This is a genomic window from Bradyrhizobium sp. Crot121 (genome assembly GCF_059512385.1).
The window spans coordinates 1-17,753 of record NZ_JCAMOR010000111.1 but is presented as its reverse complement, the minus strand read 5'-3'; the positions used below and the strand labels follow the sequence as shown (position 1 = coordinate 17,753).

The 17,753-nt window shown below is 63.4% G+C and carries 15 protein-coding genes; 10 read left to right on the top strand and 5 right to left on the bottom strand.

Translation table 11 applies throughout. The features are described 5' to 3' along the window. Positions 1-419: 419 nt before the first annotated feature. From AC5ZGW_RS42060 to AC5ZGW_RS42040, 5 genes are all read left to right on the top strand, one after another. Positions 420-1,049 (top strand): HAD-IA family hydrolase, encoded by a 630-nt coding sequence (locus AC5ZGW_RS42060; protein ID WP_130229563.1) that lies wholly within the window; start codon positions 420-422, stop codon positions 1,047-1,049. A gap of 9 nt (positions 1,050-1,058) precedes the next feature. Next, complete coding sequence (locus AC5ZGW_RS42055) at positions 1,059-2,270, top strand: molybdopterin molybdotransferase MoeA (protein WP_130229562.1); 1,212 nt, start codon at positions 1,059-1,061, stop codon at positions 2,268-2,270. A 201-nt stretch (positions 2,271-2,471) separates the two neighbouring features. Next, entirely contained in the window at positions 2,472-3,173 is a 702-nt protein-coding gene (lexA, locus tag AC5ZGW_RS42050) for a transcriptional repressor LexA (protein WP_028162734.1), read from the top strand. A gap of 292 nt (positions 3,174-3,465) precedes the next feature. Beyond that, positions 3,466-3,891, top strand: coding sequence for a hypothetical protein (locus tag AC5ZGW_RS42045; protein ID WP_130229561.1), 426 nt, complete (start codon positions 3,466-3,468; stop codon positions 3,889-3,891). A gap of 137 nt (positions 3,892-4,028) precedes the next feature. After that, a complete protein-coding gene (locus AC5ZGW_RS42040) occupies positions 4,029-4,250 on the top strand; it encodes a hypothetical protein (protein ID WP_028162736.1) in 222 nt (73 codons plus the stop codon). A 9-nt stretch (positions 4,251-4,259) separates the two neighbouring features. Here the strand turns inward: AC5ZGW_RS42040 and AC5ZGW_RS42035 are convergent, their stop codons facing one another. Then, the gene (locus tag AC5ZGW_RS42035; protein ID WP_130229560.1) at positions 4,260-6,548 is read right to left on the bottom strand and encodes a ComEC/Rec2 family competence protein; all 2,289 of its coding nucleotides are present in this window, start codon (positions 6,546-6,548) and stop codon (positions 4,260-4,262) included. Positions 6,549-6,948: 400 nt separating this feature from the next. Between AC5ZGW_RS42035 and AC5ZGW_RS42030 the strand changes: the two genes are divergently transcribed. Then, the gene (locus AC5ZGW_RS42030) at positions 6,949-8,277 is read left to right on the top strand and encodes an MFS transporter (protein WP_130229559.1); all 1,329 of its coding nucleotides are present in this window, start codon (positions 6,949-6,951) and stop codon (positions 8,275-8,277) included. 153 nt (positions 8,278-8,430) lie between these two features. Here AC5ZGW_RS42030 and AC5ZGW_RS42025 read toward each other — a convergent pair whose 3' ends face one another. Then, positions 8,431-8,793, bottom strand: a complete 363-nt coding sequence (locus AC5ZGW_RS42025) for an SPW repeat domain-containing protein (protein ID WP_063623362.1) — start codon at positions 8,791-8,793, stop codon at positions 8,431-8,433. Between the two features lie 251 nt (positions 8,794-9,044). Here AC5ZGW_RS42025 and AC5ZGW_RS42020 point away from each other — a divergent pair, with 251 nt between their 5' ends. Both AC5ZGW_RS42020 and glnA read left to right on the top strand, forming a co-directional pair. Next, entirely contained in the window at positions 9,045-9,227 is a 183-nt protein-coding gene (locus AC5ZGW_RS42020) for a hypothetical protein (protein WP_028162740.1), read from the top strand. Positions 9,228-9,342: 115 nt separating this feature from the next. Continuing rightward, positions 9,343-10,773 (top strand): type I glutamate--ammonia ligase, encoded by a 1,431-nt coding sequence (gene glnA / locus AC5ZGW_RS42015; protein WP_028162741.1) that lies wholly within the window; start codon positions 9,343-9,345, stop codon positions 10,771-10,773. Between the two features lie 23 nt (positions 10,774-10,796). Here glnA and AC5ZGW_RS42010 read toward each other — a convergent pair whose 3' ends face one another. After that, positions 10,797-11,189, bottom strand: a complete 393-nt coding sequence (locus tag AC5ZGW_RS42010) for a YybH family protein (RefSeq protein ID WP_130229556.1) — start codon at positions 11,187-11,189, stop codon at positions 10,797-10,799. A gap of 11 nt (positions 11,190-11,200) precedes the next feature. Beyond that, positions 11,201-12,898, bottom strand: a complete 1,698-nt coding sequence (locus AC5ZGW_RS42005) for a glutamine--tRNA ligase/YqeY domain fusion protein (RefSeq protein ID WP_130229555.1) — start codon at positions 12,896-12,898, stop codon at positions 11,201-11,203. 279 nt (positions 12,899-13,177) lie between these two features. Between AC5ZGW_RS42005 and gltX the strand changes: the two genes are divergently transcribed. Continuing rightward, positions 13,178-14,602, top strand: a complete 1,425-nt coding sequence (gene gltX, locus AC5ZGW_RS42000) for a glutamate--tRNA ligase (protein ID WP_130229554.1) — start codon at positions 13,178-13,180, stop codon at positions 14,600-14,602. A gap of 164 nt (positions 14,603-14,766) precedes the next feature. Beyond that, a complete protein-coding gene (gene gltA / locus AC5ZGW_RS41995; protein ID WP_130229553.1) occupies positions 14,767-16,071 on the top strand; it encodes a citrate synthase in 1,305 nt (434 codons plus the stop codon). A 94-nt stretch (positions 16,072-16,165) separates the two neighbouring features. Here the strand turns inward: gltA and AC5ZGW_RS41990 are convergent, their stop codons facing one another. Beyond that, complete coding sequence (locus AC5ZGW_RS41990) at positions 16,166-17,500, bottom strand: carbohydrate porin (protein ID WP_245475042.1); 1,335 nt, start codon at positions 17,498-17,500, stop codon at positions 16,166-16,168. Positions 17,501-17,753 lie beyond the last annotated feature (253 nt).

Sequence of the window (17,753 nt, the reverse complement as noted above, 5' to 3'; positions counted from 1 at the left end):
CCGTGCTTTTTGTTGCACGGGACCCATGGGTGCAACCGGCACCCGGCTTTCCCTGCGCCCTCTGTTCGATGAGAGGGCCGAGAGTAACGCAAAGCTCGGGCGAACAACGCCGCGAGAATGCGGACTCACATCCTCATGCTGTTTGAAAGTTGAATCAGAACCCATCCCCGTCATTGCGAGCGCAGCGAAGCAATCCATCGCGCCACTTGCGGAGAAATGGATTGCTTCGCTGCGCTCGCAATGACGGTGGAGAGAGCGTTTCCCCAGGACTACGGTCGTAGGATGGGTAGAGCGAAGCGAAACCCATCATTCGCACCGCTTGCTCCATCGCGATGGGTTTCGCTTCGCTCTACCCATCCTGCAGGCCCGCGAACGAAGACATTGCCGCCCCCTTGGGATTTTCGTACACAACCGTCGCCATGACCCAACCGTCCCTTTCCCCCGGCTCCGCCGATGTCCTGTTGTTCGACCTCGGCCGCGTCGTGCTCGATATCGATTTCGGCAAGGTGATGACCACCTGGGCCGGCCATGCCGGCTGCGAGCCCGGCGAGCTCGCCACCCGCTTTGTCATGGACGAGAGTTACAGACATCACGAGGTTGGCAAGATCGATGACGCCGCCTTCTTCGCAGGCCTGCGGCAGTCGCTCGGCATCAGCATCTCCGACGCCCAGTTCCTGGAAGGCTGGAACGCGATCTTCGCCGGCGAGATGCCGGGAATCGCCGAGCACCTGGCGCGCGCCAAGACGCGTCTGCCGCTCTATGCGTTCTCGAATACCAATCCGCCTCATATCGAGCATTTCTCGACAGCCTATTCGGACGTGCTCGGCCACTTCCGTCAGATCTTCTTCTCCTCCACGATCGGGCTACGGAAACCTGACGCGGACGCCTATGATTACGTGATAAAGGCGATCGGCGTGCCGGCTTCGCGCATCGTGTTCTTCGACGATTCCGCCGAGAACATCCGCGGCGCACGGGCGATGGGCCTCGCAGCCATTCACGTCACATCACCGGATGATGTGACGAACGCGCTTCTCGCCCTCGGAATTTAGGAGTTGCCCGTGGCCTTGATGCCGGTCGCCGATGCGCTTGCCGCGGTTCTCGCCGGCGCGGAACCTTTGCCGGAAGAGATGGTCGCACTCGATGCCGCCTATCACCGCACGCTTGCCCGTGACGTCGCGGCAAAGCGTACTCAGCCGCCACTGGCGATGTCGGCGATGGATGGCTATGCGGTGCGATCCGCCGATGCCGCCGACTTGAGCGCGCGGCTGAAGGTGATCGGCGAAGTCGCCGCGGGCCGGCCGTTCGATCGGGAACTTGGTCCGCGGGAAGCGGCACGGATCTTCACCGGAGGCGTCATTCCCGCCGGCGCCGATGCGGTCGTGATCCAGGAGGACACCCGGGTCGATGGCGATCACATCACCATCACCGAGGCCGCTGTCGCCGGGCGGCATATCCGGCCCGCCGGCGTCGATTTCCGCGAGGGTGACGTGCTGCTGAGGCGCGGAAGCCGGCTGACCGACCGCGCGCTGTCGCTGGCGGCGTCGATGAACTATCCGGAACTCCCCGTGCGGCGCCGACCCAAGGTCGCCGTGCTCGCGACCGGCGACGAACTCGTGATGCCGGGCACCTCTCCGGGTCCAGGCCAGATCGTCTATTCCAACGGCTATGCGCTGCGGGCGATGGCGCGTGCAGAAGGCGCTGAAGCGATCGATCTGGGGGTCGCCGCCGACACGGTTGCCGCCACCACCCACGGCATACGCCGCGCGCATGCCGCGGGCGCCGACATCCTCATCACCACCGGCGGCGCCTCGGTCGGCGACCATGACCTCGTGAAGCCGTCGCTTGAGGCCGAGGGCGTGACCATGGCGTTCTGGAAGATCGCGATGCGGCCGGGCAAGCCGATGATGCATGGCCGGCTCGGCGCGATGCGAGTGATCGGCCTGCCCGGCAATCCGGTGTCGTCCTATGTCTGCGCCTATCTGTTCCTGGTGCCGTTGATTCGGGCCCTGCTCGGCCGCTCGGCGATTCATCACGTGACGGAAAGCGCCCTGCTCGGCCGCGATCTCGCCGCCAACGATCAGCGCGAAGATTATCTTCGTGCGCTACTCGAAGAGCGCGACGACGGCACGCTGATCGCAACGCCGGTCACCAAGCAGGACAGTTCGCTGCTTGGGAATCTCACTGCGGCGCAGGCACTTGTGATCCGTCCGCCATTCGCGCCGGCCGCAGCAAAAGGCGCGCCTTGCGACATCCTCCGATTGCCTGAATGACGCTGCGACCAACACCTGCCGGAGCATCTCTGGTCGCGTTCACCAGAAATTAAGTGGTTGCGGAACACATATCGAACATATAGTGTCCGTTCATGATTTGTTTCGAAACTCGCTGTCTACGAATGGGAGTGCGTGACTCCCGAGATCAGCTCTTCTCAAGTCTCGGATCGAACGACGCTACCAACCGGGGGAATGCTCGCGATGCTTACGCGCAAACAGTATGAACTTCTGCGTTTCATCAACGAACGGCTGAAAGAGGCCGGCGTGCCTCCTTCCTTCGACGAGATGAAGGACGCGCTCGACCTGCGCTCGAAGTCCGGCATCCACCGCCTGATCACGGCGCTGGAGGAACGGGGCTTCATCCGCCGCCTGCCGAACCGCGCCCGCGCGATCGAGGTGATCAAACTGCCTGAGCTCTCCGCCGCCGGCAACGGCCGCCGCGGCTTCACGCCGAGCGTCATCGAGGGCACGCTCGGCAAGCGCACGACCAGCGCGGCCGTGGCCGAAGACGATGGCAACCGTCCCGTCGCCGTTCCCGTGATGGGCCGGATCGCGGCGGGTACGCCGATCGAGGCGCTGCAGACCCGCAGCCACACCATCAGCGTGCCGCCCGACATGCTCGGCTCCGGCGAGCATTATGCGCTCGAGGTGCGCGGCGATTCCATGGTCGAGGCCGGCATCCTCGACGGCGACATGGCGCTGATCCAGCGTAACGACACCGCCAACACCGGCGACATCGTGGTGGCGCTGATCGATGAGGAGGAAGCGACGCTGAAGCGCTTCCGGCGCCGCGGCGCGTCAATCGCGCTTGAGCCTGCCAATGCGGCCTACGAAGTCCGCATCCTGCCGCCGAACCGGGTGCGGATCCAGGGCAAGCTGATCGGGCTTTATCGCAAGTACTGAGCCGACGAGGACGCAGCAGCTCGTCTGGTACTTTGGTGGGTGATCTGCCCTCAAGGACACTGACAAGAACGATTTAGAGTGATTAGAATAAGAGCCCCGGTAAGTTCGCCGGGGCACTCTCGGTGCAAGGAGATGTGCGGCAGCGCCTCCTATCGTGTTTGTGAACGGCTAGAGGGCGCGGGCCGTACAAATGCCAAGAACGGAGCAGAGGCTTATAAGTTATCGTCCACTCTGATAGAGGCCTGCGCCTCTTCCCAGGCCGGGTCGGCTATCTCGAATGAGGAGCAATCCGATGTGTGACTATAGCCTGCATGCCGTGGCGACGCGTCCCGCCCAGGTTGGAGAGACGCTTATCACCACCACCTTCCGCGGTACCTCGACCCGCGGCTTCGCTTCGGAAAGCGATCCGACGGTCGCAGTCTGCATGCTTCCCGGGACCGAACTCGCGTTCGCCGATAACGTCCGCTACGACAATCGCTGGATCTGGACCAAGACGACCGGCTTCCGTGTCGGCAAGTTCAACCAGATCGATGCGCATATTCGGGATCGTCATCACGACGCGATCGACTTCCCCGATGGCAGCCATGTGCTGGTGACCCAGCTCTGCGAAGGGCAGCGGGCGACCGTGCTGCAATTGCCCGTGACGCATCATGTTGCAGAGCCGGCACCGAAGGCGGTCGACCAGCGCCCCGCGCCGAACCCGCTGTTCATCGGCTGAGAGCTTCGGGCAGCGTGCGCCGCCGGTCTCGGCCGGCGGGACGTTGCCGCGGGTGAAAAGCAAAGTATTCGAGCGGCCCCGGAGGCCATCCCGGGGCAGATGTGGTTTTGTTGAACTATTCGCAAGGGGCATGATCGGTGGTCACCAAGATCACATGGCAAAAAGCCGGACGGGTGGCCCAGCCCGGCCGATACATGTTCAGGTTCGGCTGGCTCACCGTCGCAGCGGAAGATCTCGCGATCTGGGAGCGATTTCCGGATGCGAGCTTCACGCTCGTGCAAGTGCCGTCGCATTCGGGCGGTCCCGACGAATTTCGGCTCGGCGCCTTCGAGCTGCCGGCCAACGCCGGTGGAGATTGACGGGAGCGCTCAGTCTTCCGGCTGCAGGTCGGACTCGGACGGGGTCGCATCGATGGCGCGCAGCGCGGGTGCCCCTTGGATCCGGATCGTGGTCTCGGGTTCGCCTTCGCCTGACACCGCAGGCGACCACGGCCGGTCGAGGCCGGCGGGCTTGACCGCATCGATGACGAAGCCGTTCCGGTTCCGCCGCAGCGCCAGCCCGCCCTGCCGCCGCAGGCGCTCGGCATCGATGACCGCCGCCGCACAGCCTTGTGGCACCGGCCGTGCGGTCACGATCAGCACCGCCCGTTCGCAATCGTCCGCGAGCGCCTCGGATCGCTGCGTGAGCGCGATGAACGCGCCACCGGCCACAGAGGTCACGCAGCCGCTCTCATCGCAGGACACGCCCTCCGTGAGCGAAGGATCGCTCGCGCTGCGGGCATCGGCATCCGCGGCAAGCCACTCCTTGGCGAGAAACGCGTCCTTCGCGGTCCGCATCAGGTGCAACCGCCCGTCACCGCCGCGAACGGCGACATTGCGGCCGTCGCCGGAAATCAGGATGTCGGGTTGCGGCGCCCTCACCGCCCAGACCACCGCAATGAGAAGCACCGCCGCGCCGGCGAAGCGCAGCGGCGTGCGCAACAGCCCGAGCAGGATGACGCCCAGGCTCGCGGCGATCAGCGGGCCGATCCCGAACGCACTGACGTGGCCGACTGCGCCCGGCAGCGCGGCGACCCATTGCGCAACCACGATCATCCAGTCGATGCCGCTGCCCATGATCGCCCAGAACACGCCATCGAAGCCGAACGGCATCGCCAGCAGGCCAAGCAGCCCAGCCGGCATCACCAGCGCCGACACCACCGGCATCGCCGCCAGATTGGCAAGCACGCCGAAGGGCGCCACCCGATGGAAGTGAAAGGCGGCATAGGGCGTGGTCGCCAGCCCCGCTACCAGCGAGGCCAGCAGCAGCATCGCAATCTCGCGCCCGCCCCACAGCGCGATCCGCGCGGTCGCGGAATGATCGGGCGCGGCAAACAGATGCGGCATGCCAATCTGCACCAGCGCCACCAACCCGAGGGTGGCCGCAAACGACATTTGAAAGCTCGGATGAACCAGCGCTTCCGGTGCGATCGCGAGCACGATCATGGCCGCGACTGCGAGCGTCCGGAACGTCACCGCGCGGCGGTCCACCATGACGGCGATCAGCACCACCGCAGTCATGAAGAACGAGCGCTGCGTCGCGACCTCCGCTCCCGACAGCAGCAGATAGAAGGCGGCAGCGACCAGCGCCGCCGCGGCGGACCATTTCTTGATCGGAAAGCCCACAGTGAGCACCGGGAACAGTGCGAGCAAGGCGCGGACTGCGAAGAAGACCACGCCCGCGACCACCGCCATGTGATAGCCCGAGATCGAGAGTACGTGGCCGAGCCCCGAGATGAACATCGCATCATTCACCGGCTCGGAGATCGCATCGCGCCGGCCGGTCAGGAGTGCGGTCGCGATCGCGCGATTGTCGCCTTCGAGCACGTTGCGGATCCGCGCATCGATCGCATCGCGCATGCCTTGCATGAACGCCGCATAGCGCAGCGCAAATCCGCGGCCTTCCGGCGACGCCGTCGTCTTGATCGCGCCGAGTACGAAACCGGAGGCGCCGATGCCCTGGAAATAGAGATCGCGGCTGAAATCGTAGCTGCCGGGCCGTAAGGGAGCGAGCGGCGGCTGCAGCCGTGCCTTCAATTCGACGAAGCTGCCGACGTCAGGGGCAGTGCCCTTCTTCACCGACAGCCTGACACGCTCGAGCTTCGGCGCGCCGCGCTGGCTTTCGATGCTCGCGACGCGCAGCACGAAACGGTCGGTACGCTCGCGGATGTCACGTGTCTCGACAAATCCGGTGAGCGACACCGAAAACATCGGCCGCGCCAGCACGCCATGTGCGACCCGCGCGGTGCGCCAGGTGGCAACCGCAAAACCCGTCGCAACGGCGGCAATGATGACGGCGGCAGCGAACGCCTGCCGCCGCCTGAGCAGGAACGCGACAGCGCATAGCGCGATAGCCACGATGACCGCGACCGACAGCACTGGCTCATGGTCGGCGGCGAAGTAAAGCGCGATGCCGCAGCCGAACGCGACCGGCACCCAGGGCAGAAGCCGTCCGGCGCCCGCTTCCGCCCGGACCCACTGGCGCAACGTCTCGACGATTGGCGGCCAGGCGCCGACGCCGATCGGGGCATAACCACCCGCCGGCGCCACCGCCTCGCGGGGCGGCCAGGTGCCGGCATAGCCGCGCCTGCCGCCCGGCGTCCTGCCCTCGTCCGACATCCTGCGCCCTGGAGTATTCCTGCTTCAACAAAGCTACCGGAACCGGGTATCCGCGGGATAGCGGAACAGATGCGGAATACGGAGGAAAGGACGCCCTGCCGGCGCGTATCCGATGTTAGCGCTCCAAGCCCGATTGAGCCGAAAGTCTCATAAGGCCACAGTCCCATTGAGGATTAGAGTACCGTCACGCCTCAACCCGGACAGATGGGAAAGAGGCAGTGGTGGCTCGCGGTTCGAAGACCGCTGGAGCCCTTCTCAGGTGGTTCAAGGCTTCCCTGAGACCGGCGTTGCGGACGCAACTCGCAAATCAGGCCTGTAGCGTCACGCATCACGCGCACTCCGCGAGCGAACAGAGCGCTGAAAAACGCGAGGAGAAGCCTTTGAACCAAAGGAGCAGCACATGGCAATTCAAGTACCGAGCGATTTTCGCCGGGTGATCGTTGCCGCGTCGGTCGGAAACATCATCGAATGGTATGACTTCTATATCTTTGGCAGCCTGGCCGCCGTTCTGTCGGTCAAGTTCTTCGAACAATCCCACCCCGTCGCAGCCCTGCTGAGCACGATCGCCCTGTTCACTGCAGGATTCCTGATCCGTCCGCTCGGAGCATTCCTCTTCGGATGGATGGGCGACCGGGTCGGCCGCAAGTACACGTTCCTCATCACGCTCACCGGAATGGGACTGGGAACGGGCGCGATCGGCCTGATCCCGACCTATCAATCGATCGGTCTCACCGCAGCGTTCGTGCTGTTCGGGCTGCGCATGATCCAGGGCCTGTGCCTCGGTGGCGAATATGGCGGCGCCATCACCTATGTTGCCGAGCATGTGCCCGACGACAGACGCGGCTACTACACAGGCTGGCTCCAGACCTCGCCGACGCTCGGGATCGTGGTGTCGCTGGCCGTGATCATTCTGACCCGGATCTATTTTGGCGATCAGGCCTTCAACGAATGGGGATGGCGCGTTCCGTTCCTGCTGTCATTCCTGCTGGTGGCCATCGCCATCTACATCCGCCTCCAGCTCCAGGAGACGCCGATCTTCCAGGAGATCAAGGCCCGCGGGCAGATGACCAGGAATCCCTGGAAGGAGGCGTTCCTTAGCTCGAACATCAAATACATCGGAATCGCCATCATCGTCCTGATCGGACAGGGCGTGGTGTGGTACAGCGGTCAGTTCTGGGCGCTGTACTTCCTGCAGCAGGTCTCCAAGGTGGACGCGCTGACCTCGTCGTACATCGTCGGGGCTGCGCTGCTACTTGCGACGCCGAGCCTGATCTTCTTTGGCTGGCTGTCGGACCTGATCGGCCGCAAACCGGTGATCCTGGGAGGCATGCTGCTTGCCGCGATCACCTATTATCCGCTGTATCTGTGGCTCGGAACGGTCACGCACCCCGGAAACATCAACTATCCGATCGCAATCTTCATCATCTTCATCCTCGTCTGTTACGTCGGGATGGTGTACGGGCCGGTCGGCGCGTTCCTTGCGGAGTTCTTCCCCAGCAGAATCCGGTACACGTCGGTGTCGGTGCCGTATCACATCGGCAATGGCTGGGGCGGCGGCTTGGTGCCGTTCATCACCTCGGCGGCTTTCGCCGCCACTGGCAGCGTCGGCTACGCGCTGATCTATCCGGTCCTAGTTCCTGCGATCTGCTTCGTGCTCGCCGTTTTCCTGATGCCGGAAACGAACAAGACCAGCATCTGGGGGCAGGTCGAACCGAGAACCGCATCGTGACGCCCAATAGCCCTTGCCGCGGGGCTACCAAGCCCTGTGGCGGGGGAATCCAACATCCGGCAGGAGCGGGTCGACACCTCTGCCGCAACAATCCCCTCGCGCCGGCCGCTACCGCGTAGCGGTCGGACCGATGGCTCGGACAAACCCGCCTTCTCAGCCGGCGCGGTGATGCCAGCGATCGTGCCACCAGGCGGTGAAATCACGATCCGTCAGCAGCTCCCAGCCGGCCAAGAGGATCACCAGCATGCCCGACAGCACGCTGCTTACCGTCGCCGAGACCTGCTCGTAGCCGACCGTCCACGGTGCCAAGAGCAGAGCCAGTCCGAGCAGCATCTCTCCCCATTCCTCCAGATAGGACGGAATGACAAATGCCTCGACGGCAAACAGGATGACAGCCAACCCAAGCGCGATGGTGATCCAGACGGCCGCTCCGCCGAAGCCCAGGGCAAACGGCGACCCGACCAGCCACACACCCACCAACAAGCTGGCAACGTCCTGCCAGTGTTGAATGCGCATGACGCTCACCTCCCCTCTCCCATGCATATGGTCACGCGGCGCGGCGCCGGAAAGACATCCCGCCTGACCTGCGTTGTGTTGCGGCTCTTCGTGTTCCGGAGCCGCTTCCCGCCGCCCACCACCCGGAAAGCACGCTTGCAAGTGCGCCGCAGCAGGATGCAAACTGCTGCGCTCAATCAGGTGTCAACGTCTACGGCTCTCGGCCCGACCGGAATTCAAGGTTGCGTCCAGAACGAGAGGAGCATGACGCCATGCGAGAAATCGAAATCCACGATTATGCGCGGCAGCTCTTGGAAGCACATGGCGCCAAGGCCATTGCGGAAGCTGCGCAGAATGCCATTGAGCTCGAGGCAAAGGGCGAGGTCGAACTCGCCAAGACCTGGCGGCATATCGAAGACGCCATGAAGCTGATGCGCGGGCCGCACCAAAGCTGACGCTCCGGTGCGGCAACCGCGAACGTGGCGCAGGATTCGTCGCAAGCCGCTTTAACGCGCGGCGGAGCGACAACATGACCTCTAGTGACCGGCTCTCCATGACAGGAGCGAAGCCATGTTTCCCAGATGTACGACAGCCGAAGATCTCGTGAAGGCGATCACCGATGAGAAGGTGCAGATGATCGACCTGCGCTTCACCGACCTGCCGGGGGTGTGGCAGCATTTTTCCGTCCCGCCGAGCGCGGCGAGTATCGATGCTCTCAGCGAGGGCATTGGCTTCGACGGCTCATCGATCCGCGGCTTTCAGGAAATCCAGGAAAGCGACATGCTTGTCGTCGCGGATCCGACCACGGCTTTCCTCGACCCGTATTCGCTGGCATCGACCCTGGTCCTGATTTGTAACATCCGCGATCCCGTGACCGGTCAATCCTATAGCCGCGATGCTCGCTACATCGCCCAGAAGGCCGAAACCCATCTGAAAGGCACCGGGCGCGCCGATACGAGCTACTTCGGTCCGGAGGCGGAATTCTTCGTGTTCGACGACGTCCGCTACGGACAGGGCATCAATTACGCCTTCCACGAAATCGATTCCGGTGAAGGCAGTTGGAACACGGGCAAGGAGGAAGTGCCGAATCTGGGCCACAAGCCGCGCCCGAAAGAAGGATACTTTCCCGTTCCCCCCACCGACAGCATGCAGGATCTCCGCGCCGAAATGGTGCTGACGATGGAAGAACTCGGCATCCAGATCGAAGCCCATCACCATGAAGTCGCGACCGGCGGCCAGAACGAGATCGACATGCGCTTCACCACGCTCACGCGCATGGCGGACAATCTGATGATCTACAAATACGTGGTGAAGAACACCGCGAAGCAGCATGGCATGACCGCGACGTTCATGCCCAAACCGCTGTTCGAGGACAACGCTTCAGGGATGCACGTTCACCAGTCGCTATGGAAGGGCGAGACCAATCTGTTCTACGACAGGGGCGACTATGCCGAGCTGAGCCAGCTTGCCCGCTACTATATCGGCGGTCTCCTGACCCACGCCTGGGCGCTGTGCGGGCTTTGCGCGCCCACCACGAACTCCTATCGGCGCCTGGTGCCGGGCTATGAGGCCCCGATCAACCTGGTCTACTCCCAGCGCAACCGCTCGGCCTGCTGCCGCATTCCGATGTATTCGCCGAACCCGAAGGCCAAGCGCGTCGAGTTCCGCTCGCCGGATCCTTCGTGCAATCCCTATCTGGCTTTCTCCGCGATGCTGATGGCCGGCCTCGACGGCATCAACAACCGGATCGACCCGGGCAGCCCGATCGACAAGAATCTTTACGACCTGCCGCCCGCCGAGGCGAAGGATGTGAAGTCGACGCCCGGATCGCTGGACCAGGCACTCGACGCGCTCGAGCGCGATCACGCCTTCCTGCTCCGTGGCGACGTCTTCACCGCCGACGTGATCGAAACCTGGCTCGACTACAAGCGGAAGAAAGAGGTCGATCCAATCCGGCTACGCCCGCATCCGTACGAGTTCCACCTCTATTACGACATCTAGCGACGACCGCCCGGGTGACCGGCCTATTGGTCAATCAGCGGCGTCTTCGATGAAACGTGATGGCTGGCGATTTTCCAGTCGCCGTCTTCACGAACGATGACCCAGGTGATCTTGACTGAGAGCGTCGGATCACTCTCACCCAGAAAGAACGACGCGGTGCCAGCCATGTTGATGAGATCAGGGCTGACCTGCGCCGCGCGCACGTCAGAGAACTGAACGGTCGGCGAGCGCCATCGCGGCAGGCCGTTGAAGTAGGCCTCAACCCCTTCCCTGCCGCGATAGAGCGTCGGATTGGAGCCGAAGAAGAACGCGCGCTCCGAATAGAGCGAAGCGAGTGCTGCGGCATCCAGCCTGCTGAAGCCGGCGGACCATTTTGCCATGATGGCGGAGACGATCTCCTCGGCTTCGCCCTGCATCTCGCCCGCCCCTAGCTCTTGCCGCTGACTTCCTTGGCGAAGGTATCGCGGAGTCCAATGGTGCGGTTGAACACCATCTTGTCCGACGTCGAGTCGGCATCGCGCACGAAATAGCCCTGGCGCTCGAACTGCATTACCTCGTTCGAATTGCTCTCGGCGATCGCCGGCTCGATGCGCGCGTCCGTCAGCACTTCCAGCGACTGCGGATTAAGGTCGGCGGCGAAGTTGCCGGCGTCCGGACTGGGCGTCGCGAAGAGCTGGTTGTAGATGCGGATCTCGGCCGGTTTCGACTGCGCCGCCGGCAGCCAGTGCATGGTCGCCTTCACCTTGCGGCCGTCGGGGGCGTTGCCGCCCTTGGTCGCGGGATCATAGGTGCAGCGCAGCTCGACGATCTCACCGGCGTCGTTCTTGATGACGCCGGTGCACTTGATGAAATAGGCATAGCGTAGCCGCACTTCGGTGCCCGGCGAGAGGCGGAAGAATTTCTTCGGCGGGTTCTCCATGAAGTCGTCGCGCTCGATATAGAGCTCGCGGCCGAAGGCGATCTTGCGGGTGCCGGCCGTGGGATCGTCGGGGTGGTTGATCGCCTCGATCTCCTCAACCTGCCCTTCCGGATAGTTCTCGATCACCACCTTGAGCGGCCGCAGCACCGCCATGCGCCGGAGCGCGGTGCGGTTCAGCTCCTCGCGGATGCAGAACTCCAGCATGCCGACGTCGACGACGCTGTTGGACTTGGCCACGCCGATCCGCTTGATGAACTCGCGGATCGCCGCTGGCGGCACGCCGCGCCGCTTCAAGCCTGCAATCGTGGGCATGCGGGGATCGTCCCAGCCGGCGACATGTCCCTCGCGCACGAGTTGGGTCAGCACGCGCTTGGAGAGCAGCGTATAGGTCAGGTTCAGGCGCGCAAATTCGTACTGCCTGGGCTTGGACGGCACCGGCAGCTTGTCGAGCAGCCATTCATAGAGCGGGCGATGATCCTCGAATTCGAGCGTGCAGATCGAGTGCGTGACGCCCTCGATCGCGTCCGACTGCCCGTGGGCATAGTCATAGCTCGGATAGATCGACCATGTGTCGCCGGTGCGCGGATGGTGTGCGTGCAGAATCCGGTACAGCACCGGGTCGCGCATGTTGATGTTGCCCGAGGCCATGTCGATCTTGGCCCGCAGCACGCGCGCGCCGTTCGGGAACTCGCCGGCCTTCATGCGGCGGAACAGGTCGAGGTTCTCCTCTACCGAGCGGTCGCGATAGGGCGAGTTCTTGCCGGGCTCGGTCAGCGTGCCGCGCGCGAGGCGAATCTCCTCCTGGCTCTGGTCGTCGACATAGGCATCGCCCTGCTTGATCAGTTCCTCGGCCCATTCGTAGAGGCGCTCGAAATAGTCGGAGGCGAAATAGAGGTTATCGCCCCAGTCGTAGCCGAGCCAGCGCACGTCGGCCTGGATCGAGTCGATATATTCCTGCTCCTCCTTGGTCGGATTGGTGTCGTCGAAGCGCAGGTTGCAGTGGCCGGGAAACTCCTGCGCGATGCCGAAGTTAAGTGCGATCGACTTGGCGTGGCCGATGTGCAGGTAGCCGTTCGGCTCCGGCGGGAAGCGCGTCACGACGTGGCTGTGCGTCTTTGACGCGAGGTCAGCCTGGACGATGTCGCGAATGAAATCGCGTCCGGTCTCCGCCGCCACCGCTTCTGCCGCCACTGGTTCTGTCGTCATCGAGGGTTCCTATGCATGGTCCAGAAAACCGGAAGCCGCTTTCCCGAAAGATCATGCTCAAAAAAGGGATCAGCCGCCCTTCTGCCAAATTCGCCCCGGCCCGCCAAGCCCGCTTTCGAGGCCGCCGCTTTCGAGGCTGCCGCTTTCGAGGCTGCCGCTTTCGAGGCTGCCTTGGGACAGCCCAAGTGGACAGCCAAGGCTTTGGTAAGGCCAAGGCTTTAGTTATGCGTTGTTCCTGCTATACACCAGCGCCGTTCAAGCCCGAGTTCGCATCCGGTCATGTCTGATTCCGTCGTCACACGCTTCGCCCCCTCGCCGACCGGCTTCCTCCATATCGGGGGTGCCCGCACCGCGCTGTTCAACTGGCTCTATGCCAGGAAGCACGGCGGCAAGATGCTGCTCCGGATCGAGGACACCGACCGCGAGCGCTCCACCAAGGAGGCGATCGAGGCCATCCTGGATGGCCTGACCTGGCTCGAGCTGAATTGGGACGGCGAGGTCATCTACCAGTTCAGCCGCGCCGCCCGCCACCGCGAGGTCGCCGAGCAGTTGCTCGCCGCCGGGCGCGCCTATCGCTGCTACGCCACGGCAGAGGAACTTGCCGCCATGCGCGAGAAAGCGCGCGCCGAGGGCCGCACCCGCCTCTACGACGGAATGTGGCGCGACCGTGATCCGGCCGACGCGCCGGCCGGGATGAAACCCACGATCCGGCTGAAGGCGCCCCTGACCGGCGAGACCGTGATCGAGGATCAGGTCCAGGGCCGCGTGGTCTGGCAGAACGAGAACCTCGACGACCTCGTCCTGCTGCGCGGCGACGGCACGCCGACCTACATGCTCGCGGTGGTGGTCGACGACCACGACATGGGCGTGACACATGTCATCCGCGGCGACGATCACCTGATCAACGCCGCGCGCCAGAAGCAGATCTACGACGCACTGGAATGGAACATCCCGAGCATGTCCCATATCCCGCTGATCCATGGCCCCGACGGCTCAAAGCTCTCCAAGCGCCACGGCGCGCTCGGCGTCGATGCCTACCGGGCGATGGGCTACCTGCCGGCGGCGCTGCGCAACTACCTGGTCCGGCTCGGCTGGAGCCATGGCGACCAGGAGATATTCTCCACGCAGGAGATGATCGAGGCGTTCGACCTGCCGTCGATCGGCCGTTCAGCGGCGCGGTTCGACTTCGCCAAGCTGGAGAACCTCAACGGCCACTATATCCGGCACAGCGACGATCAATCTCTCGTGACGCAGTTCGAGAACGTGCTGGACTACGTTCCCGACGGCGCCGCCATCAAGGCCAAGCTCAACGAGGAGACGCGCGCGCAATTGCTGCGGGCGATGCCGAGCCTGAAGGAGCGCGCCAAGACGCTGCTCGAATTGATCGCGGGCGCCTCTTTCATCTTCGCCGACCGGCCGATCCAGATCGAGCCAAAGGCCGCCGCGCTGCTGACGCCGGAAACGCGCGCGCTGATCGGCAAGCTTCGCGCGGCGCTGGAGACGGTCACCGACTGGCGGCTGGAGACCACGGAAGCCGCCATGCGGAATTTCGCGGAGCAGAACAATCTCAAGCTCGGCGCCGTCGCCCAGCCGCTCCGGGTGGCATTGACGGGACGCACCACCTCGCCGGGTATTTTCGATGTCCTGGCGGTATTGGGGCGGGAGGAAAGTCTTGCCCGGCTGGGCGATCAGTCGGCTGCGTAAGCCCCCTGCCATGCCCCTCCGAGGGTCCACCTTGCAGCGCACAGGGCAATAAGCTACGCATTCCGCGAGGCCTTCTAGACAATCCGGCTTGTCCCGACATCCGCCGTAGAAACGGCAACTCGGGCAGGCTCGATTTTCGCAACAAATTCATCGGGGACTACACGATGGACGCACAATCCAGCAGCAAAACAGCTACCCTCACGATCGGCAACAAGACCTACGATTTCCCGATCCTGAGTGGCACCGTCGGCCCTGATGTCATCGACATCGGCAAGCTGTACAACCAGGCCGGCGTGTTCACCTACGACCCGGGCTTCACCTCGACGGGGAGCTGCCAGTCCAAGATCACCTACATCGACGGCGACGCCGGTATCCTCGAATACCGCGGCTATCCGATCGGGCAACTCGCCGAGCACGGCGACTTCCTGGAGACCTGCTATCTCCTGCTCTACGGGGAGCTTCCGACTCCGGCGCAAAAGAAGGATTTCGACTACCGCGTCACCCATCATACGATGGTGCACGAACAGATGGCGCGCTTCTTCCAGGGCTTCCGCCGCGACGCCCATCCGATGGCGATCATGGTCGCTGCCGTCGGCGCACTCGCCGCGTTCTACCACGACTCCACCGACATCAATGATCCGCAGCAGCGCATGATCGCTTCCATGCGCATGATCGCGAAGATCCCGACGCTGGCGGCGATGGCCTACAAATACACCATCGGCCAGCCCTTCATGTATCCGAAGAACTCGCTGAAGTTCGCCGAGAACTTCCTCAATATGTGCTTCGGCGTGCCTTGCGAGGAATACAAGATCAACCCGGTGCTCGCCGACGCGCTGGAGAAGATCTTCATCCTGCACGCCGACCACGAGCAGAATGCGTCGACCTCCACGGTGCGCATCGCCGGCTCTTCGGGCGCCAACCCGTTCGCCTGCATCGCGGCCGGCATCGCCTGCCTGTGGGGCCCGGCGCATGGCGGCGCCAACGAAGCCGCGCTGAACATGCTGTACGGCATCGGTAAGGTCGAGAACATTCCGGACTTCATCGCCAAGGTGAAGGACAAGAACAGCGAAGTCCGCCTGATGGGCTTTGGCCACCGCGTCTACAAGAACTACGATCCACGCGCCAAGATCATGCAGAAGATGTGTCATGCCGTGCTGAAGGAGACCGGTCACGGCGACGATCCGATGCTGAAGGTGGCGATGGAGCTGGAGAAGATCGCGCTCAGCGACCAGTACTTCATCGACCGCAAGCTCTATCCGAACGTGGACTTCTATTCGGGCATCACGCTGAAGGCGATGGGTTTCCCGGTCGACATGTTCACCGTGCTGTTCGCGGTCGCCCGCACCGTCGGCTGGATCAGCCAGTGGAGCGAGATGATCGAAGATCCGCAGCAGAAGATCGGCCGTCCGCGCCAGCTCTACACCGGCGTCGCCCGCCGCGAATACGTCCCGATCGACAAGCGGAAGTAAGCTTCAAGCTTTCTGCGAAATTCGAGGCGGCGCCATCGTTCTGATGGCGCCGTTTTGTTTGCCGCGGGCTGCGATCTCCGCCGCCGACGGCTCGCTAATACGCGATCGTGCTGCGTACGCCGATCAGTGCCCCGCTCTTCACCGGCGAATTCGGCAAGATCGGATCGGGAACGTGTCCACCGGGATGGACGATGTATTCAAAGACAGGCTGAAGCGTCCAGCCTGGCTTGATCTGAGCCTGGTAGGAGAGCTCAATCGTGAGCTCGAAATCTCTAAGCGGCTGATGGACTCCAGTCAGGTCGATGATGTCGCGATCGAGCGCGCGCGCCCGATCGGATATATGCGCGCAGATGAACGACGCTCCGAACTTGTCGTCAGGTCTGCCGGGCAGCAGTCCTGAGAACACGATTCCGGTGTCGACGAAGAAGTCGATCAGGTTGCGATCCGATGGAGTGCCCGAGATCCGGCTGAACACGGCGATGCCGCTTGCGGCATCCCCGCCCTCGGGGCGCCAGATCTGCTGATCAATGATGCCGTAGATGCCGCTCGACCCGCGAAACAGACGAGCGTTCCCGCTGCTGAACGGGCTCGCCTGCGAAAGGCCGGCATCGTCGAACCTCATGTCCGCGAACATCCCGAAATGGTGCCATCCGCCAAGCCGCAGCGTGCCGGCCAGCCCGCGCGAATCCTTGTCCTGATTGTAGCGATACTGCAATTCCCCCATCAGCAAGGGCGGATCGTTCACGCGGAAATTGGTGCCGGCGCGATTGACGGTCGCCTGCCCGCCTGGATCGCCGTTGAACAATCCGACCAGGGTCGTCCAGCTCGGGCTGGGATCGAATTTCAGCCGGATGCCGGGCGTTGCGAGAGGATAAGCGGGACCGCCACTCGGCAAATTGCCGCCGGCGATTGTCGGCCAATCGCTGCTGATGAGCGTCTTGCTGTAGTCGCTGACGAAGAACTCGGTGTCCGCCGCAAGCTGGCCGAGGCGGATGCTGAAGCGATCGTCGAACAATTTCTGCTCCAGCCATAGCTCGGACAACCGTGTCGACGGAACAGCCTCGATGTTGCTGATCGTGATCAGGCTCTCGAAATGCTGGTCGCGCAGCCCCGCCGTATGATGAATCTGGAAGGCGTTGGCGAAGAAACCCAGCCCTGACCACCCCGCGAGCTTCTCCAGGTCGGCCGCGACGAAGGCCTCGAGCTTGCCCTCATAGAGCCCACCGCGCCGCACGCCTCCGGACAGATTGCGCAACGCTTCGCCGGTGTAGATCAGCCCATAACTGATCCCGCGTTCCGCGAGCCATTTGCGCACGCCGGTGGGATCGCCCTCGTCCGGCAGGCTGGTCGCCATCGACGACGGGGGAATGCCGTTCAGCGAAGCGGCGTCGTCAGCGGCGGCAGGCGCGGAAACCAGAAACGCAGCCACCAAGCCCACCACCACTGACACCTGGGATCGTCGACTGGAACCAGGGAGATGCAATTGCGATGCATTTGCAATTTCATTGCGGACCACTCTTAAATCGTCGATCTTACGCCGCACTCCCACAGTCGCCCCACCCCAGTTGCGAGCTACTCGCAATCAGGATTGACATAAGCGGTTCCGCTAGAGCATGTTGTTTTTTACCGGAATCGGGATTCCCAATTGGAGGAATATCTGATTCAAACTCCATGCTGGGAAC